This is a genomic window from Rhodococcus sp. WAY2 (assembly GCF_009859915.1).
GTDB lineage: Bacteria > Actinomycetota > Actinomycetes > Mycobacteriales > Mycobacteriaceae > Rhodococcus_F > Rhodococcus_F oxybenzonivorans.
The window spans coordinates 804,543-818,452 of record NZ_CP046573.1 but is presented as its reverse complement, the minus strand read 5'-3'; the positions used below and the strand labels follow the sequence as shown (position 1 = coordinate 818,452).

Annotated in this window: 11 protein-coding genes and 2 pseudogenes; 7 read left to right on the top strand and 6 right to left on the bottom strand. The window is 66.3% G+C overall.

What is annotated here, in order from left to right:
- Positions 1-11 precede the first annotated feature (11 nt).
- Both GFS60_RS33745 and GFS60_RS33740 read left to right on the top strand, forming a co-directional pair.
- On the top strand, positions 12-377 hold the full coding sequence (locus tag GFS60_RS33745; RefSeq protein WP_236603639.1) for a hypothetical protein: 366 nt from the start codon (positions 12-14) through the stop codon (positions 375-377).
- A 787-nt stretch (positions 378-1,164) separates the two neighbouring features.
- Positions 1,165-1,952: pseudogene (locus tag GFS60_RS33740) on the top strand (DUF1016 N-terminal domain-containing protein).
- A gap of 70 nt (positions 1,953-2,022) precedes the next feature.
- Here the strand turns inward: GFS60_RS33740 and GFS60_RS39545 are convergent.
- The 3 genes and pseudogenes from GFS60_RS39545 to GFS60_RS33725 all read right to left on the bottom strand — a co-directional run.
- A pseudogene (locus tag GFS60_RS39545) lies at positions 2,023-2,169 on the bottom strand (toxin); the annotation flags it as partial.
- Positions 2,166-2,426, bottom strand: coding sequence for a ribbon-helix-helix domain-containing protein (locus tag GFS60_RS33730; RefSeq protein ID WP_159928772.1), 261 nt, complete (start codon positions 2,424-2,426; stop codon positions 2,166-2,168). The pseudogene GFS60_RS39545 and the gene GFS60_RS33730, both read right to left, overlap by 4 nt.
- 386 nt (positions 2,427-2,812) lie before the next feature.
- Positions 2,813-4,285, bottom strand: a complete 1,473-nt coding sequence (locus GFS60_RS33725; RefSeq protein ID WP_236603638.1) for a plasmid pRiA4b ORF-3 family protein — start codon at positions 4,283-4,285, stop codon at positions 2,813-2,815.
- Positions 4,286-4,883: 598 nt separating this feature from the next.
- On the opposite strand from GFS60_RS33725, the gene GFS60_RS33720 reads away from it, so the two are divergent.
- Entirely contained in the window at positions 4,884-5,471 is a 588-nt protein-coding gene (locus GFS60_RS33720; RefSeq protein WP_236603637.1) for a hypothetical protein, read from the top strand.
- A gap of 792 nt (positions 5,472-6,263) precedes the next feature.
- Here GFS60_RS33720 and GFS60_RS33715 read toward each other — a convergent pair.
- From GFS60_RS33715 to GFS60_RS33705, 3 genes are all read right to left on the bottom strand, one after another.
- Positions 6,264-6,992 (bottom strand): IclR family transcriptional regulator, encoded by a 729-nt coding sequence (locus GFS60_RS33715; RefSeq protein ID WP_236603667.1) that lies wholly within the window; start codon positions 6,990-6,992, stop codon positions 6,264-6,266.
- Between the two features lie 143 nt (positions 6,993-7,135).
- Positions 7,136-8,341 (bottom strand): MFS transporter, encoded by a 1,206-nt coding sequence (locus tag GFS60_RS33710; protein WP_159928768.1) that lies wholly within the window; start codon positions 8,339-8,341, stop codon positions 7,136-7,138.
- A gap of 175 nt (positions 8,342-8,516) precedes the next feature.
- Positions 8,517-9,842 (bottom strand): MFS transporter, encoded by a 1,326-nt coding sequence (locus tag GFS60_RS33705; RefSeq protein WP_201453706.1) that lies wholly within the window; start codon positions 9,840-9,842, stop codon positions 8,517-8,519.
- A gap of 323 nt (positions 9,843-10,165) precedes the next feature.
- Between GFS60_RS33705 and GFS60_RS33700 the strand changes: the two genes are divergently transcribed.
- The 4 genes from GFS60_RS33700 to GFS60_RS33685 all read left to right on the top strand — a co-directional run bounded on the left by GFS60_RS33700 (position 10,166) and on the right by GFS60_RS33685 (position 13,900).
- Positions 10,166-10,648, top strand: a complete 483-nt coding sequence (locus tag GFS60_RS33700; RefSeq protein ID WP_159928766.1) for a MaoC family dehydratase — start codon at positions 10,166-10,168, stop codon at positions 10,646-10,648.
- Positions 10,645-11,472 carry an HpcH/HpaI aldolase/citrate lyase family protein gene (locus tag GFS60_RS33695; RefSeq protein WP_159928764.1) on the top strand — a complete coding sequence of 276 codons (828 nt, stop codon included), beginning with the start codon at positions 10,645-10,647 and terminating at the stop codon, positions 11,470-11,472. The genes GFS60_RS33700 and GFS60_RS33695 overlap by 4 nt, the downstream gene beginning before the upstream one ends.
- On the top strand, positions 11,457-12,623 hold the full coding sequence (locus GFS60_RS33690) for an acyl-CoA dehydrogenase family protein (RefSeq protein WP_159928762.1): 1,167 nt from the start codon (positions 11,457-11,459) through the stop codon (positions 12,621-12,623). Before GFS60_RS33695 ends, GFS60_RS33690 begins: the two co-directional genes overlap by 16 nt.
- Positions 12,624-12,706: 83 nt before the next feature.
- Entirely contained in the window at positions 12,707-13,900 is a 1,194-nt protein-coding gene (locus GFS60_RS33685) for a CaiB/BaiF CoA transferase family protein (RefSeq protein ID WP_159929142.1), read from the top strand.
- The last annotated feature ends 10 nt before the right edge of the window (positions 13,901-13,910 follow it).

The window sequence follows — 13,910 nt, the reverse complement described above, 5'->3', positions numbered from 1 at the left end:
AACGCCCGGGCTTGCGGCCAGAACCGGTGTCGTTGTGGGAACGCCGGGCGACCACCGAGTCACCGGGCACGGCAGGTGCGCTCCGCCTCGACACACGCGGCACCATCCGGCGCGGTGACGTGATTGTCTTCGTCTCCACCGGCGACGAGTGGATTTATCCGCCCGCCGTGGCGACCTCCGATCCGATGCGGATCCCACGGTCGGGCGGAGCGGTGTTGTTCTTCCTACGCACCCGCACCGACCTGCCCCCCGTAGCCCTCACCGACGCCGAGAAGAGCCTCACCGACCTCGGACACCCCGGCTCACGGCTACGGACCGATCACTACGTCCGCTCCCCCAGCCTCCGGACCGCGCTGCTCGCACTATGGGGCCTCTGAGCGGACACGCACACGAAATGAGCTACGCCCCACCACCGAGCCGCCCCGTCCCCTTCGAAATGCGCCGAGCTTTGTCTGCACGGAACTCGACAACGTTCTCGTCCAGGAACTCTCGTACCCGACAATGCCTGGCGTGTAACTGTTGCTTTCTCTCACCGCCGAACGCAGTCTCTGTCGATGCCGTCGACCGGTTCCACCACTACCCACTCCCCCCACGAGACGTGACTGCCAGGATGGGTTAATACCCATGAGCCACACGACGGGCGCCCAGAAGGCCCGGGCAATCCTCGCCGTCGAGCGTCCCGGCCGGGCTGCGGCCGTGGTCACTAGTTGCTGCTGGCGCTCGCTCCGCCTCCCCCCTTGCGGGGGAAGGGTTTCGGCGTCAAACCTGCAGTAGATGGCTCCGTGCCGGGTCCGCCGCCCACCGTGGGGGCATCGTTGCGTAATCGCGCGATTCGACCTCGCTTCTTCGGCCGCGCAGAGATGCCTCCACGTTCCGACCTCCGCCGTGCCGCACTCCTTCGCCCGCTCAGCATGTCCGCCGTGCGTGTTCCCGGCCGCCGCTGAGCCCAGCCTCAGTTGATACACGCACGTTCACACGCTGCATCACATGCACTGGTGCACGTGAACCTGCAGGTGCACTCCCATCTCCGCCCGCCGGGCCGATAACCGATCCTCAAACGGACCCGGCTGGTGGCCCAGACTCCTCTGCCGCTCCCGCCCCTGCTTCAGCTGGGTCGCATCCCGCGATACCAGCGGGGTCAGCCGATTCCATTAGCCTCGAGCAATGTCCTCCCCCGTCCCTACCGACTACGCCGCCACGCTCGAGAGCATCAAGCGGCTCGTGCATGAGGCGCGCTACATCGCCCAGCGCCGAGTGAACACCGAACTGCTCAGGCTCTATTGGCAGACCGGGGCGACGATCATCGAGCGACAGAAGACAGCCCCGTGGGGCAGCAAGGTCCTCTCCCGACTCTCCGCGGATCTGCGCACAGAGTTCCCCGGAGCGAAGGGGTTCTCACCGGCCAACCTCAAGTACATGCGCAGGTTCGCCGAGGCGTGGCCCGACCCCGATGCAATCGGTCAACGACCCGTTGGCCAATTGCCGTGGGGTCATGTCATCGAGTTGCTCGAAAGCTCGATGACGCCGAGTTACGCGACTGGTACAGCGCCAAGGACATCGCACATGGCTGGAGTCGCCCCGTGCTGGCGCACCAGATCAAGACCCAACTGCACCAGTGAGAGGGTGCCGCCCCCTCCAACTTCCCGCACGCTCTCGAGCGCACCGATTCCGAGCTCGCTCAGCAGATCACCAAGGATCCCTTCACGCTCGAGTTCCTCGCCATCGACGGGGACGCCGCGGCGGACAAGAACGAGTCCGTCGTCCGGTACGCACTGGCCGGCACCACCCAGCCGATCGCCGTCTCCCGCTACGATCTCTCGCCCGCCGAACAGGCCGCGCTCCCCGCCGAGGACGCCCTCACCCGCGCGGTCGCCCTCGAGCTCGACGACCACACCCCGCAGTCGACGCAACCCCATCGGAACCACTCGTCACCCGGTGGATCCGGTATGTGATGTCGGACGTTCGTCTCCCATGGGGGATTCCGCTTACCGGATCGCACACCACACCCTGAGGTGAGTGTTGTAGCCGACCGTTCGGGTCGAAACCCAGCCGGAACTCGCGCGCGGGGTTGTCGTCGTCCAGACCAGCGGTATATACGCGATGCTGTGCCGCGTAGATGCCATCATTTTCGCTGATCCCGTGTTTGAGCGCGGATTTATGCGCCTTCACGCGACCTGGGTCCAGGCACGCACCGCTTCTCGAATCGCCTCGGAGCGGGAAACATGCTCCTGCTCGGCACGGGCGTTCAATGCCTGTAACAATGCCTCGTCCATCCGTACCGGCACCACTGCGCCGGGGCCGTCCCCCACGGTCGGTCGGCCACGTTTGCGCAATTTGTCGACGTCGTAACCGGCCTCGGCCTCGTCTGCCCACTTCTGGATCATCCCGTCCGTGACGGGCGCTCCGTCAACCGTCTCCTCAGCCATACCCATTATCGTAATACGAAAATAGATTTTGGGCCACGGTCCGCAACCCGGCCCCCTGGGGCGGTCGATCCCAGTGATACCTGCCGCTCACGTTCTTGCGGGCATTCCCGGGACAAGGTTGGGCCCGATACCGGTTCCGGGACTGATCCCGGACCCGCGGGTTCAATCGCCAGCCCGCGGGGCCGCCGACCCCGGATTTGCCCATCGCGACGACCGCGGAGACCAGCAACCGAGTCGTTCTGCATCTGAACACAGACTTCGACCTGATCGCGGCGATAACCGGCCAACCACTCAAACGACTGGTGACATAGCGGCCCGGACAACGCCCGCCCGGTCTCCACCACGAGGGGACGCGGACGCACAGCTGCGGCGAGGGATAAATCGGGTCAGGTCGCGTCGTCGTGGTCGGTGCCGATCACGGCCCGGGCGGTGGCGGCAACGGCGGAGTCCATCCCGGTGAGCCGGCCGCGGTGCGTCTTCCCCGAGAGAAGCTCGAGGACGTCGAGTGTGGGGCTGACCACCGCGGCGACGCCGAGGACCGGACTGCCCTCCACGCGCCAACCGAGGCCGAGCAGCAGGTTTCGAATCTCGCTGGCCCATTCCTCGGCCGGGCTACCACCCGCGACGACGGCGAGTGCCAGCCAGCCCGCCTGACGGTCGAACTCGGTTCTGCCCACCGGCAATCGGGACACAATGTGCCGCCACAACGGCAATGGTTCGTCACGGCACCGGCGGGCGAGCGCAGTCGGCGCCAGCCGACCCTTCCGCACACTCACCAGGCCCAGCGCACGCGCGCTGTCGCGGAGCTGCGCGACCGGCCACGTAAGGTCCTCGCGGTTCGCCTTGCCGATCCACCACCCCGCCACGCCGGTCCGCTCGGCAAGCTGCTCGACCAACACCGGCGGAAGGTAGCCGGCGCTCGTCAGCCGCACCCCCTCGCCGATCAGGTCGAGGAATGCGCCGTACGGCTCGATCAGGCGTGCGGCGTCCGCCTCCCTCACCTCGACCCCGGCGTGCGACGCCGCCCGCGCCAGGACCTGCGTGAGCGCCCCGTTGCCGCCTCGCTCGAGTCGCTCGCACAGCGCGGCCAGCTCCCCGGCCACCCGGACCGGCGCGGCCACCGCAGCCGCGAGGGCGGCGTCGGCCTCGTCGACGTCGAACCGGTCGGGGTGCCAGTCGAGCGGCAACCAGTCGCGGGCCTGACCGGCGTCCTCGAACGGGGCCGGAACGGACGCCGGGTCGCACCCGCCCCGCACCCACACCGCCAGCTCGGTGTACCCCCAGATCCCACCGCAATCCTCAGGCGGGCAGGCCATCCGACCACCGGTGCAGCGCACCTCGGCGGGCGGCTCGTCGAGGACCGCCTCCACCGCGAGCACGTGGTCCCAACCGTCCCCGAAGTCGTACTGGTACCAGAGCCGGTCACCGGTGCCGGTCAGCACCTGATCGAGCCGGACACCGTCTTCGAGCACGCCGTCCTCGCCCTCCTCGACGTCGAACGGTGTGACGAAGTACGGCGACCGGGGATCGCTGCCCGTCCGGAACCGGTGCAGATGGCCATCGAGCCACCCCATGACGGCCTGGATCACCACATGCAGCCGGTCGAGGGTGAGATCGCCGGGCAGCTCGAGCCGCCGCCACACCGGCGGCTTGGCACCGACCAGGTCGAGCCGGACCCGAACCCCGCGCGTGCGGGTCGGCGCATCACCGACCACAGGCTCCGGGACTCGCAGCACATTCTCGACCAACGCCATCGAACGATCCGCCCCGATCGCGCCCAAGAACGTCCGTTGCTGCTCCGGGGACAACTCGGCCATCAGCTGCTCGGCGAGCCGTCGTACATCGTCTGAGGTCGGCACGATCCCCAGTCAACCATCGACAGCGACCCCCGTGCACAGCAGATACACGAACCCGGGCGCCGGGGGGCTCGGCGTGCAGGACCGCCCGTGGTACCGCCACCTCGCCCGATCACCGCCACGCTACGAGCGTCGGCGAAACGCGCCAGCAGCACTGGAAGTCACCACCATGCCCCGGTGCCTCAACCTGCCCGAGACTGCAAGCCGGACACCCCATTTCGTGAGCCGTGCCTCGCTTTCGTGACGGGACATTTGCCGAGAATCGATCCTTATCCTCCCCTGAACAGCACACAAGGGCGTCGATACCCGTGTCAGCAAACTATGTCGAAAACCCTGGTCGAGTGAGGAAACCGGCTGAGCGCCTCCCTGCGGTCACCAGCATCCGTTTGGGCCTTGGCTATACCGGAAAATGTGCAGATGGCGGCCCGGCCCTCCAACCGAATCAGCTGACCTCCAAGGCGCACCCGTAACTCGGGCTCGAGTAGTCCGCCGGACATGTCCGTCCGGGTCCGGCCTGACGTTTCGTTCACCTACCGCCGCCACAGTGGGCGAACTGATAAACAGACCAGATGTGGTGGAACGCCCACATCAGGAGGCCTCGATGCCGCGACCATCATCATGGCTGAGCACGACCGCGTCCACCCTCGATGGAGAACTGGCACGACTAGGTCTGACCGTCCCCACCGACCAACTCGAGGACCTGCTCACCGACCGAGTCGCTGCCGTAGCGCAGCAGATGCGCATCACCGAACGCACCGCCCACAGGTATTTCGACCACGACACACTGCGCACCCTCGCCCATGAAATGGCCCTGAGCATCAAGAAAGAGGCACCCGGCGCCGACCTGCTCACACTGCCCCGCACCATCGCCATGCCCCTGCCCACCCTCGGTGCCACGATCACCGCCCTCGTCGAGGCGGCCGCCCACGCCGTCGCCGACAAGGACCCCGGCGAGCCCGCAACAGCGATGGCACTGATCTCCACCCTCGGCGTCCTGACCCGAGACCACGAGGGAGACATCCCCAACGTCTGGTGCCGGAGCCGCTCCTCACGCGAGCGGCGCGGCTCATCGAGCACACCGCCGACCTCGTACACCAAGGCTGCTCACTACCACCAGACGTCGCCGAGGACGTCCGCCCCCACCTGCAGAAGACACTGCGGAACGATGCCGCCCGGCTCCGCGCGCTGATCCCCCGACACCGGCCGACGGTCTGGCGCGGGCCTGTTGGCGGTTCCCGACAACCCATCCATCGTGAATCTCCGCGACTTTGGCTGGCGTATCCGTGCGCAGAAACGATCGAATCGGAGACCGACCTCCGCGAAGGGCTGACCCCGACTGCGGCTCACCCCACCCCGCAACGATCACCTCGGTAGAGTTGTGCGCCACACTCGTTGGCATACAACTACTTTCGATTGCCGGTAACAGATATTATGTCAACTAGATGGGAATTGCGTTATTAATCAATGGTTTCCAAGTACACCACATCGATGTGTCAGCCGCGACACCGACAGCACCGTACCCTATCCCCCACCCTCTGTCGAAGCATCCGCCGCTAATGCTCGAACCTTCAGGGAGGGTGATCGCTGTGACCGACCGGACTCCGCCGTTAACATCAAGCACCGCCGCCCGGCTCAGCCCGGCCTCCAGGGGATGTCCTCCCGTACGTGTTCCCGAGCGGTTTTGGCGGTCCTGGCCGGACGATCCCGCCGTAGTGGCACGGTTCAAGGTCTGAGACTGCCGACGGGAGTGAAACCGTTGGGCCACGGATAGCCGGGGTGGCTCGACCGGACACGGATCCTTTCGGCGGCTAGTCCGCAGGGCTTGCCCTGACCTTGTGGTGGCCGCAGCATTTGCGCCGTTAAAAGCGTTGGCGATCAGGCTCGAAGGCCGCACTACCGAGCGAAAACTAGACCGAGGTGCCAGATTCGGATCCACCGAATATCTGAAGTACCTGGCATCTACATCCGCGCGGGGGGCCAGTTAGCGGGCTAGACGCGTCGTTATCTGGCGTGCTTCCTCTTTGGCGGCTGCCGCGAACTCGTCGAGACGGTCGGCGATGCGCGTTGTCGGCCCGGCGATGGCTAGGACCGCGAGTAGCTGTCCATTGCCGAATATCGGCACGGACACACCACTGACGTCGGGAAGGGTTTGTCCTCGGTTGATGGCGATGCCTTCGTCTGCGATCGTGCGGAGTTCGGCTCGGACCTGCTCTCGCACAGCCTCGTCCGGAAGGTGCGCTGCGAGATAGTTTTCGCGGAAGGCGTCGCCGGCGTACGCGAGGAAGCATTTGCCGGAGCTGGTGGGGTAGAGCGGTCGGCGGGTGCGCAGCGGGGCGGAGTAGCGGATCATCTGGGTCGATTCGATGACATCGGTGTAGACGACGGCGTCTCCGACGAGGAAGGACAGCATCACGGTTTCGTTGAACTTGTTGTGCAGCGCTTCCATGCTGGGCCGGGCGGCGCTGTCGATGGGCACTGTTGGTGCTGCAAGTAGTGCGCGGACCGCCGAACCGATGGTGTACCTGCCGCCCTCGTCGTGGAGGTAGCCGTTAGCGACCAGGCCTTTGATCAGGACGTGGACAGAGGATCGGGGAGCGTCGATTGCCGCGGCGAGATCGGCGAAGCGGGTCCCGTTTTCGCTGCGAGCAACGAGCTCGAGGATATTGGTGACCCGAGAGACAGTGCGGTGTTCTTTCGCGTCACCCGGCATTGACACTGCTGTCTCCAACTTTCGGCTCGTCGGTCGGTTCACGATACCGTCCGGCGATGAGAGTGCCGCGGGCGAAGGGTGCGTCGTTGTTGCGTTGCGAACTGCTGGGGTGGACGTGGTCATGGCAATCCGTTCTCTCCGTGTCAGTGGACGGTATCGGCGGGGTGGGACAGCGGTCGCGTCCGCAGATCGTGGAGGAAGCCCCGGCGTGCCGCGGTCAGCAGGGCGGCGGCGACCAGCATGGCGGCGGCGCAGGTCAGCCATGCGGTGGGGTAGTCGGCGTGCGACACGATCAGCCCGAATATCGCCGGGCCTGCCGCGCCGCCGGCGAAGGCCCCTGCTTGGAGTGCCCCAGAGGCGGCGCCGGGCGCGTCGCGCCCGATCCGCACGATGGCGAAGAGTAGTAGTCCCGGCCAGGCCCAGCCGATCGAGAAGGTGAGGATCGCTGCAGCCCAGAAGGTGGGCACGGTGTCGATGGCTAAGATCAGGAAGCCGCAGGCTCCGAAGACGATCTGCCGGGTGACGACGGTGAGGTTGCCGCCGTTGCGGCGATCCGCGCGTTGACCGCTGATGAGTCGGGCGCAGATGGACAGGCAGCTTCCGCCCGCCATGAGGTAGCCGGCTTGGGCCGGGCTGATGCCGAGTTGGAAACCCCATGAGGCGACGAAGGCCCCGAGTGAGGTGACTGCCATGCTGGCCATCGCCATGCCGCAGGATGCCAGCATCAGCGCCGCTCGCGGCGGCCGTTGCGGGTGGTGTGCGGTAGCCGTGACGCGGGTGTTGCTGGGGCGGATTCGCAGTCCCCTCAGCATGAGCAGCGCTGCTGTGATTGCGGTGAACGCGAAGGACCACCGCCAACCGATCAGTGTTCCGATCACTGGAACCGACAGTCCCCCGATCAGGATGGCCAGGGGAACGGCCGATTGCTTCACCGCGAAGCCCAGGCCCTGGCGATGAACTGGGATGGTATCGGCCAGGGAGAGGTTGGCGGTGATCTGCAGCACGGCATTGGCGACGCCGAGGACGACGAGTGTCAGGGTCATGATCGGGTAGGAGTGTGCGATCAGGGCTACTCCGGCACCGCCTGCGCATGCCGTGCCACCGGCCACGATCGTGCTGCGACGTCGGCCGAGTCGGTCCAGGAAGCGTCCTGCGAACGTCGCGGTGAGTGCGGCGGCAGCAAAGAAGCCGCTGACGGTGAACCCGAACTGTGCCTCGTCGAAGTCGAGATCGCGGCGAATGAGGACGGACTGGGCGCTTAGCAGGTAGACCGGGATGGCACCGAGGGTGGACAAGGTGGCGGCGGCGACCATCGAGCGGAGGAGCTTGGGTGCTTTTCCTGCGTGCATGGCGTGTTGGCCCTCCGGTTTCCTCGACTGCGCCCGGCGGCGTGGCGGGGGTGAGTCAATTTCTGCCAGGTTCGGCGTACTGGCGAGTGCCTTCATCGCTGATCTGGACGTGCTGCCACGAACCGAGGCGTCCAGCCGTCGCCCTCCATGGTGGGGAACGGCCGGACGCATCGACTCAGGTGTTCGCGACGGTGCCGCTGCGCCGGTCGATGGTGCGTTGTTGATCGAACAGGGATCCGCCGGCGATGAGGAGCGCGCCGACGATGAAGAGCAGGGACACTCCCCAGGTGGCGTTGGTCGAGGACATGGTGACCATGGTCAGGGCGGCCAGGGGTGCGAGACCACCGGCGAAGGCGCCCCCGACCTCACGGCCGGTACCCAGTCCGGAAGCGCGGACCTCGGTGGGGAACTGGCGGGCGAGGAAGGATCCGGAGGCGGCGAGCATGGCGGGGATGGCGATGCCGGTGGCCAGGATCAGTGCCGCCCAGATGTAGACGGGGCGTCCGGTGTTGAGGAGCCAGAAGAAGGGGAAGGCGATGGCGGCGACGCCCGCGGCCCCGAACAAGATGACTCGACGGGAGTCGACCATGTCGCAGACGCGGCCGGCGATCGGCACGGTGACGATGGCAACAGCGCTTGCGAGGGTGATGCCGAAGGCCCCGATGTTGGCGGCGACATCCCGGAATTCGGTCAGATAGGACAGCGAGAAGGTCTTGAAGACGTAGCTGACGCCGTTGTACCCGATCGTGATGGCCATCACGACCATCAGCCCCCGCCAGTCGGACTTGAACAGATCGCGCATCGGCCGGGACTTTTCGAGTTTCTTCTTCTGGGCGGCGAGGCGTTCGAAATCCGGGGTTTCGGGCATTTGCCGTCGCACCCAGAAGCCGAGGCCGACGAGGGCGAAGCTGGCGATGAACGGGATGCGCCAGCCCCAGCCGTAGAGGAACTCGTCACTGAGGCTGGTCAGGATGGCCACTGTCAGGGAGGACACGAGCAATCCGATGTTCACACCCAGCGCCGGCCACGACCCCAGCCGCCCCCGAGATTTCTTGTCGGCGTGCTCGTAGGACACCGCGATCGCACTGCCGAACTCCGCGCCTGCGCCGAGGCCCTGCGCGATGCGTAAGAGCACCAGCAGGATCGGGGCGGCGATGCCGATCGACGCGTACGAGGGGATCAGGCCGATGAGACCGGATGAGATTCCCATGAGCAGGAAGGTGATCGAGAGCACCGCCTTGCGGCCGATCTTGTCGCCGAGGACGCCGAAGATCATGCCGCCGAAGGGACGGGCGAGGAATCCGACCGCGAAGGTGGCGACCGCGGCGAGTGTGCCGGTGGCGGAGTTCTCCGAGGGAAAGAAGATCGGTCCGAACACCAGGGCGGCCATCGAGGCGTAGAGGTAGAAGTCGAACCATTCGAGTGCCGATCCGATCACCACGGCGGGACCGACGGACTTGTGGGCCGCCGGTGGTGGGGTGGCGGTACTGAGTGGGGTCATTTGCTCGGTCACGTGGCTGGATCCTTTTCTATGGTCCATGGTCGCGGATGAACGCGTCGTGCAGGAAATCGGGCCGGAGATCGCGCTTGGACCAGACAGCATGCAGCCCGCGCGTCGAAAGTGTTCATATTTATGTACTTTGTGTCCTCATTCATGAACTAGGACGAATGCTAGGGAGTGGGCCACGTCACGTCAAGCCGTCCCGCCGGTGCCCCGCCGACCGCGAGTCCGCACCTCCCCCCGCCGGCTTGACATGTGGCGGGCCTCACGCAACACTCAAGTTGATCCATATATAAGGCCATCGAGTCCATATTTAGGAACAAATGAAGCTGTGTATCCACCAACGCGGTCTGTACTTCGAGGAACTCGATCCCGAGGTGATCTACCGCCACAGTCCCGGCCGGACCGTCGAGGCCGCCGACAACACGTTGTTCTCGACGCTGACGATGAACCCGCAGAGCCTGCATCTGGACGCGGCGGCCTCGGCGCGGACCGAGTTCGGAGAACGGCTGGTCAACAGCATGTTCACGCTGTCGACGCTGATCGGGCTCAGCGTGGCGCAACTGACTCAGGAGACGACCGTGGCCAACCTGGGCTTCGGGCAAATCGCTTTCCCGTCGCCGGTCCTGGCCGGCGACACCCTCTACGCCGAGACGACCGTGCTGAGTAAGCGGGAGTCGAAGTCGCGCCCGGAAGTCGGGATCGTCGAATTCCTGCACGTCGCGCGAAACCAGCGCGACGAAGTGGTCGCAGAAGCCCGCCGCACCGCGATGATGCGCCGGTTGCCGGCCGAGGACCAGCCATGACCCTCCTCGGGGCGGGGCCGTCCCTGCTGTTTTGTCCGGGCGATCGTGCGGACCGGTTCGGCAAGGCCTTGGGCCGCGCCGACGTGGTCATCCTCGACCTCGAGGACGCCATCGGGGCGGACCGGAAGGACGCTGCGCGTGCCCAGGTCGCCGCGGCCGCCGCGGCCGAGCCCGAGCGCGCCGTCGTGAGGATCAACGCCGTCGACACCCCATGGTTCGACGACGATGTCGCCGCCATGCGCGCCGCGGGTGTACGTACCCTCATGCTTCCCAAGGCGTCCCGTTCCGAACACCTGCGTGCCCTGCACGGATTCGACGTGATCGCCCTGTGTGAGACCGCCGCCGGGGTACTGGCGGCCTCCCGGCTGGCGGCGGAACCGAACTGCGTGGCCCTGATGTGGGGCGGGGAAGACCTCGTCGCGGACATCGGCGGACGCTCCAGCCGCGGACCCGACGGCCGGTACCGCCCGATGATCGAACAAGCGCGGGCAACTGTCCTGTTCGCGGCCGCCGCCGAAGGCAAAGCTGCTATCGATGCCGTCCACATCGACATCTCCGACCTCGATGGACTCCGGCGCGAATCGATCGAGGCCGCCGCTATGGGGTTCCGCGCCAAGGCCTGCATCCACCCCGGACACGTTCCCCCGATCCGAGAGGCCTTCCGCGCCACCGACGACCAGATCACCTGGGCCCAGTCCGTCCTCGCCCATCCCGACGCCTCCACCGGCGGGGTGTTCCGGCTCGGCGATCAGATGATCGACGGTCCCCTGATCGCCCACGCCCACACCATCATCGAAAGGACCATCCCATGCACTTCGAACTGACCTCCGAACAGCGGGAACTGCGCGCCGGTGCCCGCGAACTCGCCCGCAGCTTCTCGGACGACTACTGGGCCGAACGCGACGAAAAGTGCGAATTCCCCTGGGAGTTCTACGAGACGTTCGCCAAGAGCGGGTGGCTCGGTATCGCCATCCCCGAGCAGTACGGCGGCGGTGGACTGGGGATTTTCGAGGCATCGCTGCTACTCGAGGAGATCGCCGCCTCCGGCGCCGGCATGAACGGCTGCAGCACCATGCACCTGACCATCTTCGGACTCAACACCATCGTCAAGCACGGCAGCGAAGAGCTCCGCCAGGAGATCCTGCCCGCCGCAGCGGACGGATCCCTGCACGTGTGCTTCGGTGTCACCGAACCGAACGCCGGCACCGACACCACCCGCATCTCCACCTTCGCCAAACGCGTCGACGGCGGCTATATCCTCAACGGCCGCAAGGTGTGGATCACCAAGGCCGGCGACTCACAGAAGATGGTGCTCATCGCCCGCACCACCAAACGCGAGCAGGTGCAGCGCTCCACGGACGGCATGTCGCTCTTCCTGATCGACATCGATCCCGAGCACGTGCACCTCAACGCGATCCCGAAGATGGGCCGCAACGCCGTCTCCTCCTACGAGGTATTCATCGACGACTACTTCGTCCCCGACAGCGCCCGCATCGGCGAAGAAGGCAAAGGTTTCAAGTACCTGCTCGACGGCCTCAACCCCGAACGCATCCTGCTCGCGCACGAGGCACTCGGTATCGGCCGGGCCGCCCTCGACCGGGCAGTGCAATACGCCAAGGACCGTGTCGTGTTCGACCGGCCCATCGGACAGAACCAGGGCATCTCCTTCCCCCTCGCCGAAGCCGTGACCCGCCTCGACGCCGCCGAACTGATGGCCCGCAATGCGGCCTGGCGCTACGACCAGGGCCTGCCGTGCGGCAGGGAGGCGAACATGGCCAAGTGGCTGTGCGCCGACGCCGGTTTCAAGACAGCCGACCAGGCCATCCAGACACACGGCGGCATGGGATACGCCCGCGAGTACCACGTCGAACGCTACTTCCGGGAATCGCGGATTCTGCGTCTGGCCCCGGTCAGCCAGGAGATGGTCATGAACTATGTCTCCAACCATGTCCTGGGCCTGCCCAAATCCTACTGACCATCAGTCCTACCGACCACGATCGGACGGTTACCACTGTGCTCACCACACCACCGGCCGCCGGAAGCCTCACCGGCCTTCGCGTGCTCGACCTGTCCCGAGTTCTCGCCGGCCCCCTGTGCACCCAGATGCTCGCCGATCACGGCGCCGAGGTCATCAAGGTCGAACCACCCAACGGAGACGAAACCCGCACCTGGGGACCGCCTTTCGTCAGCGACGCCATGAGCGCATACTTCAGCGGCGTCAACCGGAACAAATCCAACATCTGCCTGGACCTGCGCACCGACGAAGGCCAACGAGTGCTCGCGGACCTGCTCACCGACGCCGACGTCCTCGTGGAGAACTTCAAGGCCGGCACCCTGACCAAGTGGGGCTATCCCGACGAGCTGCTGCGCGAGCGGTACCCCCACCTGATCCAATGCCGCATCACCGGCTTCGGCACCGACGGACCCATGGGAGCCATGCCCGGATACGACGCCGTCGTGCAGGCCTACAGCGGCCTGATGAGCATCAACGGCGAAGCCGACGGACCGGCGCTGCGCGTCGGAGTGCCGATCGTCGACATGGTCACCGGTATCTACGCCTTCTCCGGAATCCTGCTCGCCCTCAACGAACGTCACCGCACCGGCATAGGACAGCTGGTGGACTGCACACTGATCGACACCGCAATCTCCCTGCTGCACCCGCACTCCCCGGCTCATCTGGCCGACGGTCGCATCCCCCAACGCACCGGGTCGGCACACCCCACCATCGCCCCATACGACACCTTCGACGCAGCCGACGGAAAGATCTTTATCGGCGCCGGCAACGACCGCCAGTTCCGTCACCTGGCCGCCCTGCTCGGCCTCCCCGACATCGCCGACGACCCGCGGTTCGCCACCAACGCCGACCGCGTCAGCAACGTCACCGAGCTGCGCCCGCTGCTCGCCGGGAAGATCCTCCCGTTGCAACGACACCGGTTGGCGGAAGAGCTTCTCGCCCGTGGGGTGCCGGCATCCGCGCTGCACGACGTCGCCGAAGCCCTGCGCGACCCGCACGTGCTGCACCGGCAGATGGTCGTGGACACGGACGGATACCGCACCACCGGGGTGCCGATCAAACTCAGCCGCACTCCGGGCAGCGTGCGGGTCGCCCCCCGCGACCGCGGCGCCGACACCCGGCGCATACTCACCGGTCTCGGGTACAGCCCCGAACAGATCGACGCACTCATCGACTCCGACATCGCCCACACCGATGCGCCCGACACGTCACGGCCGACCGCAGCTACCCACCCCTGAGCTCACCGCA

What these genes read in the sequence shown, in the direction of transcription:
- GFS60_RS33730 (WP_159928772.1), bottom strand. Translation starts at nt 2,426, where the DNA reads ATGGCTGAGGAGACGGTTGACGGAGCGCCCGTCACGGACGGGATGATC.
- GFS60_RS33720 (WP_236603637.1), top strand. Translation starts at nt 4,884, where the DNA reads ATGCCGCGACCATCATCATGGCTGAGCACGACCGCGTCCACCCTCGAT.
- GFS60_RS33715 (WP_236603667.1), bottom strand. Translation starts at nt 6,992, where the DNA reads ATGCCGGGTGACGCGAAAGAACACCGCACTGTCTCTCGGGTCACCAAT.
- GFS60_RS33710 (WP_159928768.1), bottom strand. Translation starts at nt 8,341, where the DNA reads ATGCACGCAGGAAAAGCACCCAAGCTCCTCCGCTCGATGGTCGCCGCC.
- GFS60_RS33705 (WP_201453706.1), bottom strand. Translation starts at nt 9,842, where the DNA reads ATGACCCCACTCAGTACCGCCACCCCACCACCGGCGGCCCACAAGTCC.
- GFS60_RS33700 (WP_159928766.1), top strand. Translation starts at nt 10,166, where the DNA reads ATGAAGCTGTGTATCCACCAACGCGGTCTGTACTTCGAGGAACTCGAT.
- GFS60_RS33695 (WP_159928764.1), top strand. Translation starts at nt 10,645, where the DNA reads ATGACCCTCCTCGGGGCGGGGCCGTCCCTGCTGTTTTGTCCGGGCGAT.
- GFS60_RS33690 (WP_159928762.1), top strand. Translation starts at nt 11,457, where the DNA reads ATGCACTTCGAACTGACCTCCGAACAGCGGGAACTGCGCGCCGGTGCC.